We start from the raw sequence: 20,104 nt of genomic DNA on the forward strand, positions 1-20,104 counted from the left end.
TTTTTCGCTAAAAGGTGTTGACCTGTGGCCAACACCTAAAACAAGAGAGAGTTTAATGCGATCTTAGTGCAGCTATACGCTTATCAAGCGGTGGGTGTGATAAAAATAGCTCACTGAATGCTTTTTTAGGGGCAATACCAAAGGCCATCATACTACCTTCAAGTTGGCTTTCTTTGCCATATTTAAGGCGTTCTAATGCTGCAACCATCTTGTTAGCTCCAACTAAACGAGCTGCACCTGCATCAGCAGCATATTCACGCTTTCTAGAGAACCACATAACGATGATACTAGCTAAAATACCAAAAATAATTTCAAGTACAATCACGACTCCCATGTAAGCGAAAGTACCTAACCCTTCACCTTCATCATTTGAACTGACGAAGTTATTGATTACCCCTGCTACAAGCCTAGCCAAAAAGATAACGAATGTATTCACAACACCTTGGATGAGGGTTAACGTTACCATGTCACCATTTGCAACATGCGAAACCTCGTGCGCTAATACTGCTTCAACTTCATCCTTACTCATTGAGTTTAACAAACCAGTACTAACAGCAACTAATGAGTTATTTTTACTTGGCCCTGTCGCAAATGCGTTCATATCTTCTGAACGATATACGGCAACTTCTGGCATTTTTATGCCCGCAGCATTTGCTTGTCGTGCAACGGTACCAACTAACCATTGTTCGTCAGCACTCGACGGTTGATTGATTACAATGGCGCCAACCGACTTTTTCGCCATCCATTTGGATATCATAAGTGAAATAAATGCGCCGCCAAATCCAAAAATCGCAGCGAACACAAGTAATCCACCCGTCGTTTGTGTATTCACGCCTAGCAATGACATAACGATACTCAGTACAACGATCACTGCTAAGTTTGTAGCTAAAAATAAAACGATGCGTTTCATTGTTTATGTATACCTCAAGTAATTAATCTAATAACGTTATATGGCTTTGTCGCTATATATCAATAGCGCGATTTCGTGTAAATTGTAAAAATTATTTACTATCTATACGAACAAAAACACTGTGTAGATGATGTTAAAGATAGATTAGGACATAAAAATGATTAATGCTTTATTAATAAGCGCATCAAGAGAAGGTGACACTGGTTATTTAACGCATGCACTGCCAATGATTTCACAATGTATTGAAGACATTACTGATATTTTATTTATTCCTTATGCAGGCGTTACTATTAGCTATGATGATTACGCGAAAAAAGTAGCCGATGCCCTTTCTCCACTAAATATTAAGTTAACGAGTATTCATACTCTTACAGATAAAAAAAATGCGATTAAAAACGCTAAAGCTGTATTAGTAGGTGGCGGTAATACATTTCATTTATTACATGAACTTTATCAAGAAGGTCTAATCAATCCGTTTCAAGAGGCAGTGCAAAACGGCTGTAAATATATAGGTTGGAGTGCAGGCTCAAACATTGCCGGATTAAGTATCAAAACGACCAACGATATGCCAATAATTGAGCCAAAGTCGTTCGATGCATTACAGTTGATGCCGTTTCAAATTAATCCGCATTACACAGATTATCAAGCCCCCGGACATAACGGCGAAACACGCGAAATGCGCCTTGAAGAGTTTATGCAGGTAAATCAAACTCCTATCATTGGGATCCAAGAAGGTTCCGCGTTACTAAGAAAAAATGATAAATTACAATTACTTGGTACGAAAGAGGCTTATCTTTTTAGAAATGGAAGTAAGGAAGTTATCGCTGCAAATTCAGACCTTTCAAGTCTGCTGAATTAAACTCGATTACTATCACACAGTAACATTTGCAATATTGGCTATTGCAAATGTTACTGTGTGATTTTTACCGCTTTACGCCTTTAATAGAATAAGTCAGCGGTACAAGCTGCCCTTTATGCATAAATTTAAACATGTCATTTTCAGCTTGCACTAGCCCCTCATAACATTCATAGGGACTGTACGGGTATTCATCAACAGCCTCAATATCTATGCCCGCGTTTACCAATGCATTAACAACTTCGCTTATGGTATGTGTCCATGTAACAATGGGTAACGCTTCGTCACCACTATTTTCAGTGTAAGTTGCCTCTTCTTCAATATCTGGCGTGTCTTTTGAAAAGTACGAGTAACCAGATAACAAATCCATTACTGGATGAAATTCCACTAAATAAAATTTGCCACCTTGTTTAAGTGAACGACTTATTGTTTCAGCCCATCGTGTTAAATCTGGTAACCAGCATAACACCCCATAAGATGTATAAACAATGTCGTACTTAGCGTCACCTGACATATTGAATTGAAAAACATCAGAACATACAAAGTTGGCATCTAACTTTAAGTCTGATGCCAAGCTGGTGGCTTTATCAATTGCTTCAGATGATAAGTCTACACCCGTTGTCTTAGCTCCTAAACGAGCCCATGACAAGGTATCTAAACCGAAGTGACACTGTAAATGAAGTAAAGACTTAGCATTTACGTCACCGATAAGTGTTAGTTCAATCTCGTTCAGCGAGCTTTTACCTGAAATAAATCCTTCCACGTCATAAAAGTCTGAAGTAACGTGAATTTTTGTACGCTCATCCCACGTTTGTTTATTTACCGCTAAATAATCCATCATAGAGCCTATATATTATTAATAATTAACTACTTAGGTTGGAATTGTAATACGCTGTTTAACCGCAGGCAACTTCCATAAAATAAACAGTGGCAGTAGCGCTAACATTAATAGTGCTACTTGTTCAGCTTCGTTAAGTGGAAGAACCTGAACTATTCCAACTAGTACAGCAGCGCCACTCATTTGGAAAAAACCTAATAGCGCAGATGCTGTGCCCGCTTTGTCTCCGAAAGGTGCTAGCGCCTGCCCCGCACACGCCCCCATAATTAATGCGAAGCCAAGCGAGCTCATAATGATTGGTCCCATAAAGCCTATTGCAGTGTGGCTCCCAGAAAAAACGAGTAGCGCGGCACCACCAATAATCATTGATAACATACCTGCTCCAATAGTCTTTCTTGCGCCAAATCGCTCTATTAATTTAGGCGCGAGCATACAAGCAACAATATTAAATACTGCATTTAAACTAAACCAAAATACGAAGTCTGATTGCGTTAGCCCTAAATTAACCATTAACCATGCTGGTGAGCTACTAACATAAGCGATAATGATTGCCATCGAGATCATTACTACACTCGCATTGAACATAAAAACAGGGTGTTTAATGATTGGCATGTAAGCACGCAGGCTGATGATTTTTTTAGGAATAATAGTATGACTTGGTCGCGTTTCTTTTAATGTAATACTAATGACTATGCCTGCAATTAACGCATAACCGACCATAAAATAAAAATTTGATCGCCAGCCGAACTCTTGCGTTAACCAACTTCCTAGAATAGGTGCTAATGCAGGAATACAACAAATTGCGCTATTTAAATAGCTATACATCGCCCCACTTTGTTCTGCATTAAACTTGTCTCTTACACATGCAAAGGCGGCAACAACAATTGCGCAAGCACCAAAGCCATGAAGTAAACGACTTAACAATAGCATTTCAGTGTTAATAGCAATTGCGCATAAATATGAGGCGATAACGTAAACCAAAATACCAACGATAGCGACCGGCTTACGACCGTGACGATCTGCTAAAGGGCCACTTATTAACTGCCCTAGCCCCATACTTAAAATAAAACTGGTTACCAGCCACTGCATATCCAGTAAGGACGCATTCATTTCTTCGGCAATAATTGGCAAAGCTGGTAAAAAGATATCTATGGCTAACGGGCTAAAAATAACCATGATAATGAGAGTAAACAAGTAAGAAATGTGTTTCATAGTGCGCCTTCTTTCTGTAGAGGCGCGATTATACAGATTAATTCCTTATAAACCGAGTAAAGAATATCTCCGTCTATTACTCACTTTGGTCTATGAAAGCTATCGATCGAAATATTTTTCAATCATTAATGCAAGCTCCTCATGAGCTAAGTCTTCTAACGGTGCTAACTCTTTGTCAAATAGCGACAAATACGCCGTCGTTTTTTGCTCGCTAAGGGTTTTTCCTAAAATAGAATATTGGAGTTCAGGCAAAGCCTTATCGAAACGCGGAACAATTTTCCAATTTATGATGTCACTGTTAATTGAACTGAATTCAGTTTCAGCATATTGGCAAAATCCTTCCACATGTTTCATGCCCTCAGGCCCCAAGCAGCCAGGCTCAACACGGTAGATGATTTGTAATTTTTTATTATCGGGTATTGAGTTCATAAATACTTTATATAAAAACAGTGAGTTACAATTAATATAACAATGTTGACTTATAGCTATATAATAGTCGGTTTGAACACATACTACTGCTTTTTTTAAATATTTATAGCCCTAGATGACCTTTTAGTCTTATTCTACGCTGATTAACGACTTATAAAGTTTTTTACCTTGTCTTTATAGCTCCTACTTACTTTTAATGACTGTCCATTTTTCAGAATGACGTAGTATTCACCACTAATATGGCTAGAAAGCTTTACTATACAGCCCGCGTTAACAATAGCCGAACGGTGTACACGAATAAAGGTGTTAGGGTTCAATTCAGCTTCAAGTTCTTTCATCGTTTTACGAAGTATATGTGTTTGCCCGTCGTTTACATGCACACACATATAATCCCCTGCGGCATCAATCCAGTCTATTTCATCTACTTTTATTCGGCTAATTTCGCCCGCTTCTTTTATTACTAAATTGGTAGCGTACTTACCTTTACCAATTTCTTCTCCTGCCGCTAAACTTCGTAATACTTCTTCACAGTCATCACCTACATATTTGGCAACCAATGCTGCAAGCTTAAGTTTATCTTGCTGATCTTTTTGCGTTGCGCGATAAGATTTAACCTTTTCAATTGTTGCAGCAAGCCTGCAATCATCAACAGGCTTTAATAAGTAGTCTAACGCATGAATTTCAAACGCTTGAATTGCATACTGATCAAATGCAGTAACAAACACGACAGCAGGGAGTGGGATATTATCTTTCTCAAGTGCTTGAATGACCTGAAAACCGTTCAAAAGTGGCATTTGAATATCGAGCAATACTAATTCTGGACCAAGCGCTTTAATTTGCTTTACTGCCTCTTCGCCATTAGCACATTGCGCAACGATCTCAATTTCAGCGTAATCGCCTAAACGTATTGCTAGGCCTTTTCTCGCCAGCGGCTCATCATCAACGATAATTGTTCTAATTTTTTTGTCGTTTGTCATTCACTACGGCCTATTGTTCAAGTGGAATTCGAATATTTATTACTAAACCTTGCGGTAAATTATGCGACAGGTTAAATGAAAAATTTGACTCATATAGCGCATGTAAGCGCTCAACAATATTTTCCAGCCCTACACCACCTTCTTTAGCAAGTTTGCCATTCTCAATTTTTGTTCCAGGGCCGTTATCACTCACTTCAATTAATACATCTTTACCAAACGTTGAGGCTTTCACTTTTATTTCACCTCCCTGTTCTGTAACCGCAATTGCGTATTTAATCGAATTTTCGATAAGTGGCTGTAAAATCATGCTTGGAACCAATGCTCTTTCCGCTTCTTTATCTACCTCTACAGTAAATGTTAGCCGATCTTCAAAACGAACTTTTTCAATTTCCAAGTATAATTTTAATGCTTGTATCTCTTGCTTTAATGGGACTTTTTTAATGGGATCTTTATGCAGTGAATATCTTAAAAATTCACTTAACCGAGTCACCATCTTATTCGCTGTATCATTATCTTTTACTAGTACCAATGTGGATATTGCATTCAGCGTATTAAATAAAAAATGAGGATTGAGTTGATAGCGCAGCATTTTTAGCTGTGCTTCATGCGCCATCGTTGTTGCTTTCAATGCTTTTTCTTTTTCACGCTGTAACATTTGATAATACTTTATGCCAAAGTATAAGCCGCTCCAGCAAAGAATAATGTAGAAAGAACCCGTGGTGTATTTAAAGTAGTAAATCCATTCTTCAGGGCGATAGCCATGTTTGTATACTTCCCAATAATTGAGGTTTTTAACCATGGTCCACACAATCGACATGCTATATGAGGCAAGTAAAGTAACAGACATTAACTTCCATGGTGAGTGATTCCAAATTTTACGATATAAATATCGTAATGGGAGAGTTAACAGCCAACCAGCATAAGCATTTAATAAAATAACGAAAATATATGCACTACGAAGATCGTGCATAATTGAGCCAATGTAATGGATTAATGCAAACCCAGCCCAACCTGATGTATGCAGAATCCAAAAAAAACGATTTCGATCTTCAATAAAGCGATGCCAATTAAACAATACTGTATTCCTTATGCTTTAAACACAAACATTAGATTAGAGAGATATAAATAATCATTCAGATCTAATGCTCAGGTTATCTTCTTGAATTATATCTACACAAGCAAAAGTACACATTACCATCTATCTTGAGTTAGTGGTGTTCCATCGCATTTAGGCTTTATTACGGTGTATCCGTTTTAGTAAGCAATGTTTCTGATGGGGTAATTATTTGAGTGCTTACTGTTTCAATATCACTCCAAGTTGAGTCTAAAGATTGAGCGTTCTCGCTTTGTACAATAACTAATCTTTCTTTTATCACTTGATACTTCGCTACTTGCTTTTCAGTAATGTCCACATTAAAAAAGATAAAAGCACTTCCGTCTCCGCGAACATTAAAATGACTTTCAATTGGGATACCGTTTTCGTTGATAAATACTTCGTAACTACCTTCAAAGTCGTTCACATGACTTCTTACTTTCTTGTCTTTAATAACAACATCTAAAGGCATCGTGAAACTCAGCTTACGTACAATAGCGTTATTTAGCTCAACATTTTCTTCCTTTACGAATTCGTATTTTTTTATTGTACGTAGCAATAAACTAGCTGAAGACAACATGTTACGTAGCTTTATTGCTCTTAAATCATTTATCGCATTTAAAGTTGGGGTTTTAGCATCTTCTTGCTCAACCCTTAAAATAGACTCTTCGTCTACTCTATCTAACACTTCATTACTAAGCGTAATATTCAGGCCATTTTCATTATCAAGCAGATTGAGTTGAACGTAACCATTGGTGATAACATCAGGCTTGCCTCTTTCTGTTTCTGTATATTTGTATTCTAGCTGCGCTGAAATTGAGTCTGTACCTTTAAGCTTTTCTAGTGCGCTGTATAAATCTGATAACCCATCCGCTAGAGCAACATTGGGAAGCATGCCCATGGTGCCAACAAATAATAGACTTGGTAAACTTAACGTTTTAATTTTTTTACTATTGAACACTTTATTGCTCCAATTAATTACAACTTAATAAAAGTGTGACAGATTTTTACGTAAAGCACAGCCTTATAAGGTGTGTTTAACTCAATGAATTTGCAATAAAATGTGTATGAATAAAATATTGGTTAAAACCAATCAAAAATAAACATGAATACGACCGTAAACATTACTTCCCTTTTTAAACTGATGAAAGAATGTATTTTTTTCCTGCCCACCAAAAATATTTGCGCCGATTGTAATTTGTAGACTGTCGCTAACACGGTACTCGCCAGACAACCTTGTGTAGTGGTCTTTATCAGACAGCGAGTAAAAATTAGTTAATGAAAGCTTCAAACGATCTTGCAGCGCCGCTTTGTTCAACATAGTTGTTAGCCACGTTCTATTGAATTCTGGCTCATGTACTTCACCTGAATTAGAGTAAGTAGCATAGTTATGTTCTTGATACAGTTGAAACCCTAAGTTAACGCTTGCAACGGGCTCAAAGGTATAACCCACTAACCAACGAAATTGATCATGAGGCAATGACATATCACTTAGATGTGATTTTTCTAAACCAAGTGTATCGCGCATATAGTTATGGTAAGCAAACTCTGCTTTTATAATTCCGCTACCTAAAGAAAGAACCGCACTAGCACCATAAGTATTGAGAGGATGAACATAACCTGTTAGCTCAGCATTTTTGGCGGATAGGCTATGCACAACTTGAAGGTAAGTGGGCAATTTTGCAAAACCTGAATATCCATAAAGTGCAAAATCTACTCGATTTATATTCTTATAATATCTTATCGCCCATTCTGGCTTATCAGGTTCTTCAATAAATATATGCATGTTTGTGTTGGTAGCTGCAAATGGCGAATAATATGAAAAGTAATCACCATTAATACCCTGATCGCTTTCATAACGCGGTAGCCAAACCGCATTAATGTTACCCCAGCTGGAATAAAAAGAGGCTTTTATTGCGTTGTTAGCAGCCTTTAAATATTTATCATCCCTGCCATTAAAAAATGATTGCCAATCTTTTTTGAACAAGTCATTTAAAAATACATAATCACCTGTTCCCCAAGTTAGAACTTGCCTACCAACAGATAAGTCAATACTACTTGTTAATTTTAATGATGCATTTAGCTCTCGAATATCAAGCTGGAATTGCTTTTCTATACCATTATATAGCCCTTCGACCTTTGCATTAAATGTCACACCATTGAACAGCGCAGTATTAATATGTTGCCACGCCAAGCCTGCTCTTATCTCATTCAATGTGTCTTGTTCTGTTCTGGTTGAGTCGGTATTGATTCTTTTCCCATAACCTAATGCAAGAAATTGTGTGGTAGATGGCTCTGTAGCCTGCCAGTCATCCGCCCAGTCATCATGCTCCCACTCGTTTTGGTTCCACTCATCTTGAGTATTATTAGCTAATGACTCATTAGTTTGCTTGAAATCATTAGATACCCGTTCACCATTATTAATATCTAACTGCGCGTTAACCTCTACCGTACATAGCAGTGCGCAGAAAACACAGAACATATTAGTATGAATAAGCTTGATCATTTAGAAACAGACAGCCATTTATGTGGAGGTGTTCGTAAGCTGCGCTCACTGAAAATGTCGTCTGGCAGGCCAAGATTGTATGTAGTAAACCTGAACTGCATCAATGTGTATCCACCATTTTGTAAATCTGACACTTTAGATTCAGTAACGGTTGGGTAACCCGCTATATTTTGCACTTTTACTGCTTCAACTCGTCGATATACCATCTCTTTATTGTTGGTATATTCAATCTTTACTGGCAAGAATGTTTGTTTATCTATCCAAACTTTGTATGACTTAAATTCTACCTCTTCAGGTTTTTTCGGCATTGCAGTAATAACATACTGCTCATCTGTTTCTGTTTCGAGCGCAAAGATGTCTTTTTCAATGCCCCTGCCAGAAACATCTTCATAATAAAAGTGTGCGCCTACAAAGGAAGTTCGCTTATCACCAGCAGAAATGCGTTTTACTAAATCAAGATCAGGTAAATATAGCCATCTATCATCTTCCCCTTCATTATGTTTTACAACACGAAATACAGTGCCTTTTACATCAGCTGGTCGGGAAAAGAACACTAGCATATCTTGCGCGCCACCCTCTTCCCGATCTTTTCTTAAAATAATGAACTGACGCATTTGCTTTCTGCCGTTGCTATCCACAATCATCATTCTGGCTGCTGTACGCCCATCATTACCGGCGTAATAAGCAGCTAATTCAGCTTTTTTAATAATTGTACCTACATCCATCTGCTCGCTTTTAGCATTAACAAAACATGACAGTAAAAGTAATATTGAATACTTACCTAATTTTAATAACAGACTCATAGTGCATAACCCTTTACATATTGGCATAGACTTGTTGTCGCTTTAGTGAACGTTTTTTTTGAAAATAAATTAAAATAGCGGGCAACATAATCAATGTAACCAATGCTGAAATCGCCATGATGCACGCTAAAAAGATCCCCACGGTTATATACGGTACAAGCGGTGCAAAAAGCAAAGGCGTAAATCCAATTGCAATAACAATTGCATTTCGTGAAATAGCACTGGCGGGTTCTTCAAACATGTACTGCAACGCTACTCCAATATCTTTATATTGACGATAATAAGCCCGAAATCGCTCTAAAAAGTGAATGGCAAAATCCACCGATAAGCCAAGCGTTAGTGCAGACAAAACAGCTATGGGCATATCGTAATCCTTACCAATCCAGCCAATAACGCCGTAAATTAATGTAATCGTAAACGTTAATGGGATCATGGCGAGTACACCGTAAAATAACGATCTAAACAACACTACCATCATAATGAATACGACTACAAAGGCGCTGATTAAGCTGTCTGCCATGCCCGCGACCATCGCTTCTTGCCACACTACATTTAAGTATGCTTTACCCGCCCATTCCATATTAATGCCTTGTGGCAGTGGATTTTCGGCAACATATTTATCAACAAGCTGTATTATCTCAGTCATACTTTGATTATCGCCACTTTTCAGCTGCAACCAAAGTAATGTGGCTGTGTAATCAGGTGTTACAAAATGAGAAAGATCATGAGGGCGGTGTGAGCTTTGATACTGTAATAATGTTTGTGCAACTGCATTAGCTGTTGATGGTGAAACATAATCTTGATCTTTGCCTGAGTGTAGATCGCGGTTCACTGTTTTGATAATCGCATCTAACGAATTTACTTTTCCAACTGAATCAGCACTTGCTATATGGGAATCTAAATCTGCTAAGTAATTTAATACGTTTGGCTGTATAAATACTTTCGTCTTCGCTTGCAACCTATCTAACTGGCTCAATAATGTTTCAAGCTTTTGAGCAATGTCTCCATCAACCTCAAACAGCTTATCATCAATAGCCATAATAAATTGATTGAGTAGTGCCGTGTCTCCAGGTTTATTAGCTAAGTCGTTAAATTTAATCTGATAGCTCTTTAACCAATTTATTGTGTTTAACTCATTTTCGCTTGTACTGCTGCTAATAATTCTATCAATGTAATCCGAAACCTCACTGTAGTAATTATGAGTGGACGACAACACTAAAAATGCATCATAAGTTCCCGAAAAATGTTCGTTAAGTATCTTATCAGCCTGACGAATAGGATGATCTTGTTTAAACCACCTAACTGGATTGTCATTGATTTGAATTTGGCTTATTCCAAAAATTGAAATAATAAACAGCCCTGCAAATACTATGAGCTTGGCTTTTGTGTGTTTAACAGCGTTATTACCTAGTACTTTGATCACTTTTACTAAAGCACTACCCGACGCTCCATCTTTTTGCTTTGCCGTATCATGCCTTTTTTGAAGTTTTAATAAATTCTCTGAACTCATACGAGATAAGTAAGTTGGAATAAATACGATAGTAATTAAATAAGCGAGTAAAATTCCACACCCTATAAATGCACCAAATATTTGAACAGGTGGTATTGGTGTTAACATCAGTGAAAAGAAACCCGCTGAAGAAGTAATTGAGGTATATAGCATTGGTGTAGATAGATGCGACATTACTTCTTTAATCGTTTTATTTACATCGCTACCTTGTTTATATCTATCAGCAAACTCAGACATAATATGTACTGAATCTACCACTGCGATAGGCATTAAGAATATCGCAATCATCGACGACATAATATGGACGGTAAAGCCGCAGCCAATGAGTGCTCCCATAGTGATAAGTACAGTGGCCATTGCCACAATCATAGGCGCACTAATAAATGCGAAGTTTCTAAAAAATACCCACAGCAACACAAATATCATCAATCCAGCTAACGGCGCTGAGATCCCCATTTGTACAAACATTTCATAGCCAAATTGATCTTCCGCTACTGGTAAGCCCGTAACATGCCAGTTTAATGCGCTTTCGCTGTCACTATTAGTATTAATAAATGCTTGGATTTGTTCTGAAATACGGTAACTTTCATTTTTATCAATGATCGGCACATAAATAGCCGCGGCTTTGCCGTTATCACTTACCAACGTATTGTTGAGCAGAGGTAACCGCGAAACAGCTTGTTGGATATCATTTGCTTGTTCATTCGTTTTTGGAATCTTTTTCATTAGCCATTCAAATCGAATCGCGCCCGGCCCTTCTTGTTTTATATTGTCTACCGTAGACAATGTAAGAATATCTCGTTCGACGACGCCCTCAATCGACTTTATAAACTCGGTGACCTGATGTAATTGCGTTAAGGAATGTACGTTGTATATACCCTCTTTTTCATTCACAGCCCCAACAACAATCATGTCATGCATTGAAAACTCTGACTTTACGTGATTATGAAACTGGCGTGCTGCATTATCATCTGGCAGCATGTTTTCGGGATCGGTATCAATTTTAATTGAGGGAATTTGGATTAACGCGAGCAATGTAAACACTATTAAAGCTGTATAAACCCACTTAGCTTTAGTCAAGCTTACATTGAGAAGCCAATTCTTCATTAAGTTAAACCTTATTTCGTTTAGATATATATATATAATTTTTTTGCATACTCTATGTGATTAGCACAAACTAAACAAGTAAGCATTCAGAAGATTAACGTATAAAAATGACAAAAACGATAACAGAATCAAAGGTTGGATGTGTTTCAAAATAAGCAGCAACAATTTTAGTCAATATTTTTGTGAAATACATGTTGCAATGTAAATTAATTTCCGTAACATTCGCACCCCATATTTACTTGTCTTCAATCGTTGTTTACAGAGGTATTCCCCATGACAAAGGACCTGTCACGTACGCGCATTGCGTTGCATTGTTTAGATTCGCGTTTGTCGGTGATGCATGTGACAGGAGAAGAGCAGTTAAACGGTGCATTTCGTTATTGTGTTTGGATAGAAGTCCCTCAAACGGTTGATTGTTTTTCTATATTAGGCCAAAGCGTGGTGCTGGAGTTTATTGCCCCAGACGGCCACTCTCGCATGTTAGCGGGCACGGTGTGCGAAGTGGAAGCACGTGGCCGTTTTATGCTGTCTAATAGCAGCACCCACCACGTGCCTGTTCCTTATCGTCGTTTTGCTATTACCTTAACCTCTCGCTTAGAAGCACTCCAAGGCACTGAGCACAGTCGGGTGTTTGTTGATACCGATGTTGCTACCTTGTTAACCTGTTTAGCCAGTGAAGCGGGTTATCATCCTAGCCAAATTGATTGGCGCTTGTCTCAATCGCTTCCCGGTTGTCCGCAGTTTGTGCAGGCCATGGAATCAAACTATCAGTTGTTTCAGCGCATTGTGGCGCAATACGGCTTATTGTATTGGTTTGAAACTCAGCATCAGCAAGAAATACTGGTCATCAGTGATGGCAATTTACGTAGCCCGTATTTATCTCGTACGGCCATTGCCGTGTATTCTTCGTATGGGTTTGACCGTGCGGGGTTACAGCTTGATAAAAGCTCTGAGCATCATGGGGATGCCAATACCAATACTGGTACTAATACCAGTAGCCAAACACAAGGCCGAGCACGCCTGCCGTTTGTTGGCTTTAACAGTATCGAAGAACGATGCCGCTATACCGCCAATCGAGTGACCACCACTACGTTGTCGCACCCGCCACTGCGTCATGGCAGTCATCCTAATAACGACACCGCGGCTGCGCGTGCTAATGCCGCTCGGGCAGGCCAAGGTAAGCACCTTGCCCATTATGAGCCAGTCGCTGAAACGGTATCAGCCGCCGCATCATTCGCGACCCATCAAAGCCTCGCTCAACAAGCCTTAGCCACCACATTGACACTCACCGGTAATGTGCCAGATATCTTTGCCGGATGTAGCTTTACCCTTGATGACCGCTCACGCTTAAATGCCAGTGGCGATTACTTATGTATTAAGGTGTCGCACACCAGTCAACAACCTGCTGATGAATCACGCCAAGACGGCTTAAGTAAGCACAGTTGTACGGTTACCTGTATTCCCCGTAGTACGCCGTATAAATCAACCATGCCACGTCCTACTGATAAACCTATGTTATTTTCGGCGCGTGTTGAGTCACCCAGTCAGTATGCCCAATTAACCGCTCAGGGTGACTATATAACGCGGTTAGCATTTGATGATACAGCACGTGCAGTTGGCCAAGGTGGGCGACCACTCAAAAAGCTCGCCATGTATGCCTGTGCCAATCAACCACACGCCACAGGCTGGCATTTTCCTTTAGTCAACGACAGCCAAGTACTGGTTGGCTGCATGAACAACGACCCCAATCAGAGTTATATTGTCGGGTTTTGCATGAACGAAGCCCAACCCTCCGTGGTGACTTCAGCCACGCCACACCATAACCGACTGACCAGCAGTGCAGGCCATCAACTATTATTTGATGACAGCCCCACCGCCCCGCAAATTTTATTACACACCTTAGGGGTAACCCCAGAGCAAAGTGCGCAGCACATTGTGTTAAATGGCAGTACTCAACCCATGTTGGAATGGGTGAGTCGGTTTGGCAGTGTGAATTTATATGCAGGCACCGATTTATGCCTGCACGCAGAAGAGGCCGATGTACGTTATGTGGTACACGGCAATCAATGCATTGATGTTACTGGCAAGGTTAGCCAAACCACCGCCAAAGACAGTATGCATTATCAAGCCGCCACCACGTTAGACACGCACACCGGCAGCCAAACCCACACCGCCAACGCCGATATCAGCTGGTTAAGTGGTCGCAGTGTGAATGCCCATGCTAACAGCGATATTGCCATCAACACCCCCAACGGCGCTATTAACCTCAGCGTACCGCAAGGCAGCACTGTGTTACAGGTGGATGGCAATATCACCATTAAAGGCACAGGCCAAGGTGACATTCGCCTGCACAACCAAGGCGGAGAAATTAAGCTCGACAGCCAAGGCAACGTTAGCCTCATCGGTACCGATATGCTGACTTTAAACAGCCAAAGTATTGTGTTTGATGGAACTGTGGATTATCAAATTAGTGGACCAGAGATGGCCAGTGCACCGAGTACGGTGTCACCCCCTAACCTCCCTGCGATTACAAGCTTTGATATAGATGATGATGGGCTAGCCGTGTTAGCAGATAAAAGCATTACACTAAATTACTTTTATTCCGATGGCATGCCAGTAGAAGATATTAATTATGTGGTTACACATGCAAATCAAAAACGTTACAACGGTACATTAACCAATGGTATTGCGACCATTGAAAACGTGCCACCCGGTAACTTTGCTGTTGAATATTCAGGGGCAAGTGATAGCGATATAGAGACACTAAGACAAGAGCTGCGCACAAATCTCAGCGCCATGGTTGAAGAAATCCGCGCTCAGGCAAAAATTCAAGAAGAAGTGTTAGAGCAGGAGAATTATTTATACCAAGGGCTTATTTATTCAGGTGCATTCTTAACAGGGCTATATGAGCAAGGCGAAACGATTGTTACAGGGATTGCTGAGCTGGTCGAGTTAGGAGTAGATACGGTTTATGATATAGGTGCTGCAGCATGGCGGTTATTAGGTTATGTGGCACGCGGTGATGTTAACGGCTTACGTAAAGAGTTTAATCAATTAGCAAAAAGTGCTGAGCAATCATTTGATACCCTTAGTAAGGCATTTAAAACCTTATGTATGATAGCGCAAGATGAAGAGTCCAGAATCATCTTAACGCAATTCCCTTACGATTATTTTGATGCGCACAGCAGCGTAGAAAAAATAAAAATGGCTGGTAAGTTAGCGCTAGAAATTATACTTGCCCTTGCCACCTACGGTGCAGGCGTTGCCATTTCAGCCGTTGCAAAGTCACGCTACTTTGCACATGCAGGTACAGCACTGGCAAAGTTAGCTGAGGCGATTAAGTTAAAAAGGTTAAACCTTACCAGTAACGGAAATACTGATAATCCAGTAAAAGATACTAAACAGAATATAAATACAGAGTTAGAAACTGGAAATAAAAGTGATACTGATAGAGACGACAATAACTCGGCAAGTTTACCTCCACACCACCAGAAGTTAATAGCTCAAGTTGAGCAAGATGCGATAGACATTATTTCTTTAGGCTATTCAAAAAAAGAAATGAGCCGTTTAGCTGCAATATCTAGAGCTCAAGTGAACGGCGTTACTATCACGCAACGTGCATTTACAAATCTACGAGGTAGTGTTAATAACTTTAAAGGTATAGAGCAGCTAGATGATCAATCATATAGAATAGTAGATTTTAATCTTTATATTAGACGTGTCGAGCGGTTATATATAGATAGTGGACAGCAACTACACCCACGAACAAAAGAGCTCATTAGTAAACACGTAGGTAGTAGTGGTGAAAAGACATTTGAAACATTTGCAGGAATCCCTGGCCTTCATGCAGAAGTTCAGGCGGTAAATGATATATTTAACCAAGTTAAAAATGCAAACTTAAAAGATATTGATGTTGCCACATTCAAAATCTCGAAGGTGGGAAGTAACGGCGAGCCGTTTAAAGCATGTAGTAACTGCGGTGGGATATTAAGGCCACCAATAAATGTAATCACAGGACGAAAATATTAATGCTAAGAGTAAAAGAAAGCGCACTAAAAACACTCGACGAAAAAAAGTATTTCCGAGAAGAGTTATTCACGGGAATTAGCTACAAATTACTAAGTAATAAAGTAGAGGTAAATCGTTACTACCAAGGTTTGTACGTTAATAGCCAGCCTGAAGAACAAGATTTACGCAGAGTTAATAGCGCTAATGAAGTGGTTGTTGACTACGATACTTTAACCGCTAGCGATAGCTATAGCGGTGAGCCACTTAATTTTAGAGGGGATCCCTATAACGGCTTAGCCTATGATTTTGAAGATGATATTCTTACTGGAAAACATGAATATGTTAATGGTATACAAGTTTCTACAATTTCATGGTTTAAATCTGGCGAAATTGAGCATATCTCATTTAGCGATAAACTAAGAACCAATGAAGTTGAGTGGAGAAAGAACGGCTCATTAGTTTTAGCTGAACTAAGCTGCGCTGGCAAGTATATGCTTACACTTGAGTGTAATGAGAATGATCAGGTGACTTCTATTAATGCTGAAGATAACTTTGACCTGCTCTTAGATGATTTAACTACTAATCAAGTTATTTCTCCCTTAAAGCTAGAGATTATCAAAAAAAGAGATAGTTACCATAGATTAAACTTGTCTGGTAGCAGCATGACTGAGCAATTGCTTAAACACTTTTTTAGCCCTTCAAATTTTACAGGCTTATCAGAATTAACTTTGTTTGACACTGAAATCGCTCTAACAAATTTACCAAAACTCTTTAATCATAAAAACTTAAATAATATTCAAGTATATGATGAAAGAGCAGAAACTAAAAATAGCCTCCAAATGATAAAATCTAACTTTCCAAATTGCAAAATTGCACTCAATAGTGAAGTTATTATTTAGTTAATGAGTTATTCAAGTTAACTCACATACAACTTTGAACAGGCTTATTTAATATTGAATTCATAATTAAGAATTTCCACTTGGCTAAAATATTGATGTTAAAAGTAAAAAATAGTGCACTAAAAACACTCGACGAAAAAAAATATTTCCGAGGAGAGTTATTTACAGGAATTAGCTACGCATTATTAAATGAAAATGAGGTGGAAGTAAATCGTTACTACCAAGGCTTGTACGTTAACAGCCAGCCTGAAGAACAGGATTTACGCAGGGTTTATAGCGCTAATGAAATGGTTGTTGACTACGGTTCATTAACCGCTAGCGATAGCTATAGCGGTGAGCCACTTAATTTTAGAGGGGACCCCTACAACGGCTTAGCCTATGATTTTGATGATGATACTCTTATTGGGAAGCATGAATATGTTAATGGTATTCAAGTTTCTACCATATCATGGTTTAAATCTGGCGAAATTGAGCATATAGGATTTAATGACTTAACCAGAGCAAATGAAGTCGAATGGCGAAAAAACAACTCATTAGCTTTAGCGAGCCTTACTCACGTAGGAAAATACAAGTTTGGATTAGAATGTGATGAAAATGACTTTACTTCTCGCGTTACTGCCAAGGGGGATATTAGCGCTTTAAAAGAGGATATTTCGAACCACCTCTTATTACCAGAGATAAATCTTGAACTTCTAACTAAAAAATTTACCAATCAGAGGCTACATCTCTCGGGAAACGCATTAACTGATGAGTTAATGGAAGAAATGATTAACAGCTCTGAGTTAAAGTCATTAACTCATTTAATACTGTTTAATGTAGCTCTTACCTCAAATAAACTTCTTAATATTTTTAAACAAGCTAAGTTAGAAGTGTTGACAGTAAAAGATAAGAGAAATGATATTAAACAGTGCATACAAGCCTTCAAGCAAAATAACGCTAATTGCAAAGTGATTTTAAACCAAGAGGAGAGCACTTAAGCGCTGCTTTTTGAGCTTTACATACCAACTGGTCTGCTGCCCTAGTCGTTTCGGGTAGCCTGAGTTTGGGTGTTAATTTCAACATCCACTCTATTGACGCTGGTAAACTTATACGGTGACCAATTGACACACAAACAGCTTACATTAGTTTGCGTTCTAAGTTCCGCGCTAATAACTTATTTTCTTCATAAACAATGTTTACGGCCCTTTTTCCCGGCCAAGTTTGGACATAAGATGCTAATAAATCCATTTAATCTAACACAGTATCAAAAAGTATTATTTCACGAGCCTGATAATGGCTATGAACATAATGATTTCTATTTGGTTCGAACAGACGACTATTTAGCATTTTTATATGTATGTGAAGCTGATGAACTTGGGGAGCATATTCCCGGATATCAGGTTTTTCAATTTGAATTACCTATCAATGCAGCATCATGGCTTGCAGATGCAATAGAGAATAAATTTTGGAAAAGTGCAGAGTTAGGCGGTTTACCTTCTGGTGTATACCATTATGAAGAAGTGATCGAAGGTGAAAACCTTTATATCACCAGAGAAATGAACGCTGGTGCTAAAGGGCAAAATGGATTTATGGTAATTAACTCAAGTAGAGATAGCTTGATTTTTGCTAATAAAAAACTCCAAAAAGGCTATCTTACCGATAAATTATTGCTAGATAAAAAACTGCTAGAGGCGTTGAAGCAGATCAATTCGCACTGCTAGCAACGCATTTATTAAGCCCCCTACCAAATTGGAGGAAGGCCATTAAGCCATAATTTAACAGATACGCCCTATAATCAATTCTGTATCTTCTGGCTTGCTTTTTTCCATGCGTCAAAGCCACCAGCCATGGAGTAAACGTGATTAAAGCCCATTCTAAGTAATGACTCTGTTGCTAGTGCAGAGCGCCCACCAGATTGGCAGTATAAGTAGATGGATTTTTTGTTCATTTCGTCTAATGGTGATTCTTCATCTTTGAAGTCTGGATGAGTATGAAGTTTTACTTCAAGTACCCCTCTTGGAAAATTGATCGCGTCTGGAAGGTGTCCTTGGCTGTATTCTGCACTTTCTCTTACATCAATAATGATAATATCTTGTTCTTGGCTAATTTCGTCAGCTACTTTTTGCACATTCACTTCTGTGATGTTTTGTTTCGCTTCTTCAATTAATCTCATGCCGCTTTTAATCATAATATGACTCCAATATTAACTCGATATTCTTGACTTATTCATTACGGGGTGTTGCTATTTGGATCTTGAAATGTACTTAATTTATTCTGTGAACGACGAAATAATGGGCACTCACGTTAATTTTTAGAAAAATTATATTAGTGCTAAAGTGACTATAACTCAAACTCTTACCGCTAAAGAACAGCGTTATTTATTTTGAGTGACACTCAGTGAAGTAATTCCTCCTCTTCCACACTATGAAAATCATCAATTTCGGTGCTGTAAAATTGATGCTGATCGCTCACACTTAGCTTTTTACCATCTAGCACCACAGACCAGTGAATGGATCGGTCCAGTGAATAACTAAGTTCTGAAATAAACTCTCTGGATAAAGAAATAATGGTCAAATTTGATAATCCAATGAGCTGCAATTGATTATCTTCAAGCCACTTTCTGTCTTTAAGCATAAAAATAATGACATGCTCGGCAGACTTTGATGCCCGTTTAAGTTGCTTAATTTCTGGCATACCAATATTAATCCAGAAGCCGTAGTTTGCTTCATAGCTTTCAGTGTAAATATCGGGAGTGTCTGTGCTATTTGGATGTTTAGTAAAATGCGGTATACCATCCGGAACAAGACTAAAGGCCAGCACTCTCATCACTAAATGCTCCAGTGTTTCAGCATGATTGAGAGCCACTGTAAAGTGCAAAGAGTCATATCTGTGCTTGTCTAAATTTGCAACGTCAATATGCGTATTAAACAGTATTGCCTTGTCGCCCATGATCAAAGCCTATATGTTTAAGATATTT

General features: G+C 38.8%; 18 protein-coding genes. 5 read left to right on the top strand and 13 right to left on the bottom strand.

All coding sequences use genetic code 11. The annotated features are described in order from the left end of the window. Positions 1-52: 52 nt before the first annotated feature. Positions 53-910, bottom strand: coding sequence for a protease HtpX (htpX, locus tag HUU81_RS08935; RefSeq protein ID WP_199608593.1), 858 nt, complete (start codon positions 908-910; stop codon positions 53-55). Between the two features lie 157 nt (positions 911-1,067). On the opposite strand from htpX, the gene pepE reads away from it, so the two are divergent. Then, on the top strand, positions 1,068-1,769 hold the full coding sequence (gene pepE / locus HUU81_RS08940) for a dipeptidase PepE (protein WP_199608594.1): 702 nt from the start codon (positions 1,068-1,070) through the stop codon (positions 1,767-1,769). A gap of 64 nt (positions 1,770-1,833) precedes the next feature. Here pepE and HUU81_RS08945 read toward each other — a convergent pair whose 3' ends face one another. From HUU81_RS08945 to HUU81_RS08985, 9 genes are all read right to left on the bottom strand, one after another. Next, on the bottom strand, positions 1,834-2,604 hold the full coding sequence (locus HUU81_RS08945) for a class I SAM-dependent methyltransferase (RefSeq protein WP_199612004.1): 771 nt from the start codon (positions 2,602-2,604) through the stop codon (positions 1,834-1,836). Between the two features lie 33 nt (positions 2,605-2,637). Then, positions 2,638-3,816, bottom strand: a complete 1,179-nt coding sequence (locus tag HUU81_RS08950) for a multidrug effflux MFS transporter (RefSeq protein WP_199608595.1) — start codon at positions 3,814-3,816, stop codon at positions 2,638-2,640. Between the two features lie 99 nt (positions 3,817-3,915). After that, positions 3,916-4,245 (bottom strand): hypothetical protein, encoded by a 330-nt coding sequence (locus HUU81_RS08955; RefSeq protein WP_199608596.1) that lies wholly within the window; start codon positions 4,243-4,245, stop codon positions 3,916-3,918. A gap of 143 nt (positions 4,246-4,388) precedes the next feature. After that, positions 4,389-5,222, bottom strand: coding sequence for a LytR/AlgR family response regulator transcription factor (locus HUU81_RS08960; RefSeq protein WP_199608597.1), 834 nt, complete (start codon positions 5,220-5,222; stop codon positions 4,389-4,391). 10 nt (positions 5,223-5,232) lie between these two features. Then, entirely contained in the window at positions 5,233-6,297 is a 1,065-nt protein-coding gene (locus HUU81_RS08965; RefSeq protein WP_233520467.1) for a sensor histidine kinase, read from the bottom strand. Between the two features lie 163 nt (positions 6,298-6,460). Next, the gene (locus HUU81_RS08970; RefSeq protein WP_199608598.1) at positions 6,461-7,276 is read right to left on the bottom strand and encodes a hypothetical protein; all 816 of its coding nucleotides are present in this window, start codon (positions 7,274-7,276) and stop codon (positions 6,461-6,463) included. Positions 7,277-7,408: 132 nt separating this feature from the next. Continuing rightward, on the bottom strand, positions 7,409-8,821 hold the full coding sequence (locus HUU81_RS08975; RefSeq protein ID WP_199608599.1) for a hypothetical protein: 1,413 nt from the start codon (positions 8,819-8,821) through the stop codon (positions 7,409-7,411). Next, entirely contained in the window at positions 8,818-9,624 is an 807-nt protein-coding gene (locus HUU81_RS08980; protein WP_199608600.1) for an outer membrane lipoprotein-sorting protein, read from the bottom strand. Before HUU81_RS08980 ends, HUU81_RS08975 begins: the two co-directional genes overlap by 4 nt. Positions 9,625-9,637: 13 nt before the next feature. Further along, entirely contained in the window at positions 9,638-12,241 is a 2,604-nt protein-coding gene (locus tag HUU81_RS08985) for an efflux RND transporter permease subunit (RefSeq protein WP_199608601.1), read from the bottom strand. A gap of 273 nt (positions 12,242-12,514) precedes the next feature. Here HUU81_RS08985 and HUU81_RS08990 point away from each other — a divergent pair, with 273 nt between their 5' ends. The 3 genes from HUU81_RS08990 (at position 12,515) to HUU81_RS09000 (ending at position 18,125) form a co-directional block, all read left to right on the top strand. Further along, the gene (locus tag HUU81_RS08990; protein WP_199608602.1) at positions 12,515-16,270 is read left to right on the top strand and encodes a contractile injection system protein, VgrG/Pvc8 family; all 3,756 of its coding nucleotides are present in this window, start codon (positions 12,515-12,517) and stop codon (positions 16,268-16,270) included. Then, on the top strand, positions 16,270-17,148 hold the full coding sequence (locus HUU81_RS08995; RefSeq protein ID WP_199608603.1) for a hypothetical protein: 879 nt from the start codon (positions 16,270-16,272) through the stop codon (positions 17,146-17,148). Before HUU81_RS08990 ends, HUU81_RS08995 begins: the two co-directional genes overlap by 1 nt. Positions 17,149-17,228: 80 nt before the next feature. Next, positions 17,229-18,125 (top strand): hypothetical protein, encoded by an 897-nt coding sequence (locus HUU81_RS09000; RefSeq protein WP_199608604.1) that lies wholly within the window; start codon positions 17,229-17,231, stop codon positions 18,123-18,125. On the opposite strand, the gene HUU81_RS17620 is transcribed toward HUU81_RS09000, so the two are convergent. Next, complete coding sequence (locus HUU81_RS17620) at positions 18,085-18,210, bottom strand: hypothetical protein (protein ID WP_407644850.1); 126 nt, start codon at positions 18,208-18,210, stop codon at positions 18,085-18,087. The genes HUU81_RS09000 and HUU81_RS17620 overlap by 41 nt on opposite strands. Positions 18,211-18,359: 149 nt before the next feature. Here HUU81_RS17620 and HUU81_RS09010 point away from each other — a divergent pair, with 149 nt between their 5' ends. Continuing rightward, complete coding sequence (locus HUU81_RS09010; protein WP_199608606.1) at positions 18,360-18,848, top strand: hypothetical protein; 489 nt, start codon at positions 18,360-18,362, stop codon at positions 18,846-18,848. 74 nt (positions 18,849-18,922) lie between these two features. Here HUU81_RS09010 and HUU81_RS09015 read toward each other — a convergent pair whose 3' ends face one another. Then, positions 18,923-19,315, bottom strand: a complete 393-nt coding sequence (locus HUU81_RS09015) for a rhodanese-like domain-containing protein (RefSeq protein WP_233520468.1) — start codon at positions 19,313-19,315, stop codon at positions 18,923-18,925. Positions 19,316-19,521: 206 nt separating this feature from the next. Continuing rightward, entirely contained in the window at positions 19,522-20,076 is a 555-nt protein-coding gene (locus HUU81_RS09020) for a YaeQ family protein (RefSeq protein WP_199608607.1), read from the bottom strand. Between the last annotated feature and the right edge of the window lie 28 nt (positions 20,077-20,104).

Source organism: Flocculibacter collagenilyticus, from assembly GCF_016469335.1.
Classification (GTDB): domain Bacteria; phylum Pseudomonadota; class Gammaproteobacteria; order Enterobacterales; family Alteromonadaceae; genus Flocculibacter; species Flocculibacter collagenilyticus.

Coding starts and splice junctions, on each gene's coding strand:
- htpX (WP_199608593.1), bottom strand. CDS start 910: ATGAAACGCATCGTTTTATTTTTAGCTACAAACTTAGCAGTGATCGTT.
- pepE (WP_199608594.1), top strand. CDS start 1,068: ATGATTAATGCTTTATTAATAAGCGCATCAAGAGAAGGTGACACTGGT.
- HUU81_RS08945 (WP_199612004.1), bottom strand. CDS start 2,604: ATGGATTATTTAGCGGTAAATAAACAAACGTGGGATGAGCGTACAAAA.
- HUU81_RS08950 (WP_199608595.1), bottom strand. CDS start 3,816: ATGAAACACATTTCTTACTTGTTTACTCTCATTATCATGGTTATTTTT.
- HUU81_RS08955 (WP_199608596.1), bottom strand. CDS start 4,245: ATGAACTCAATACCCGATAATAAAAAATTACAAATCATCTACCGTGTT.
- HUU81_RS08960 (WP_199608597.1), bottom strand. CDS start 5,222: ATGACAAACGACAAAAAAATTAGAACAATTATCGTTGATGATGAGCCG.
- HUU81_RS08975 (WP_199608599.1), bottom strand. CDS start 8,821: ATGATCAAGCTTATTCATACTAATATGTTCTGTGTTTTCTGCGCACTG.
- HUU81_RS08980 (WP_199608600.1), bottom strand. CDS start 9,624: ATGAGTCTGTTATTAAAATTAGGTAAGTATTCAATATTACTTTTACTG.
- HUU81_RS08985 (WP_199608601.1), bottom strand. CDS start 12,241: ATGAAGAATTGGCTTCTCAATGTAAGCTTGACTAAAGCTAAGTGGGTT.
- HUU81_RS08990 (WP_199608602.1), top strand. CDS start 12,515: ATGACAAAGGACCTGTCACGTACGCGCATTGCGTTGCATTGTTTAGAT.
- HUU81_RS08995 (WP_199608603.1), top strand. CDS start 16,270: ATGCTAAGAGTAAAAGAAAGCGCACTAAAAACACTCGACGAAAAAAAG.
- HUU81_RS17620 (WP_407644850.1), bottom strand. CDS start 18,210: ATGTTGAAATTAACACCCAAACTCAGGCTACCCGAAACGACTAGGGCA.
- HUU81_RS09010 (WP_199608606.1), top strand. CDS start 18,360: ATGCTAATAAATCCATTTAATCTAACACAGTATCAAAAAGTATTATTT.
- HUU81_RS09015 (WP_233520468.1), bottom strand. CDS start 19,315: ATGATTAAAAGCGGCATGAGATTAATTGAAGAAGCGAAACAAAACATC.
- HUU81_RS09020 (WP_199608607.1), bottom strand. CDS start 20,076: ATGGGCGACAAGGCAATACTGTTTAATACGCATATTGACGTTGCAAAT.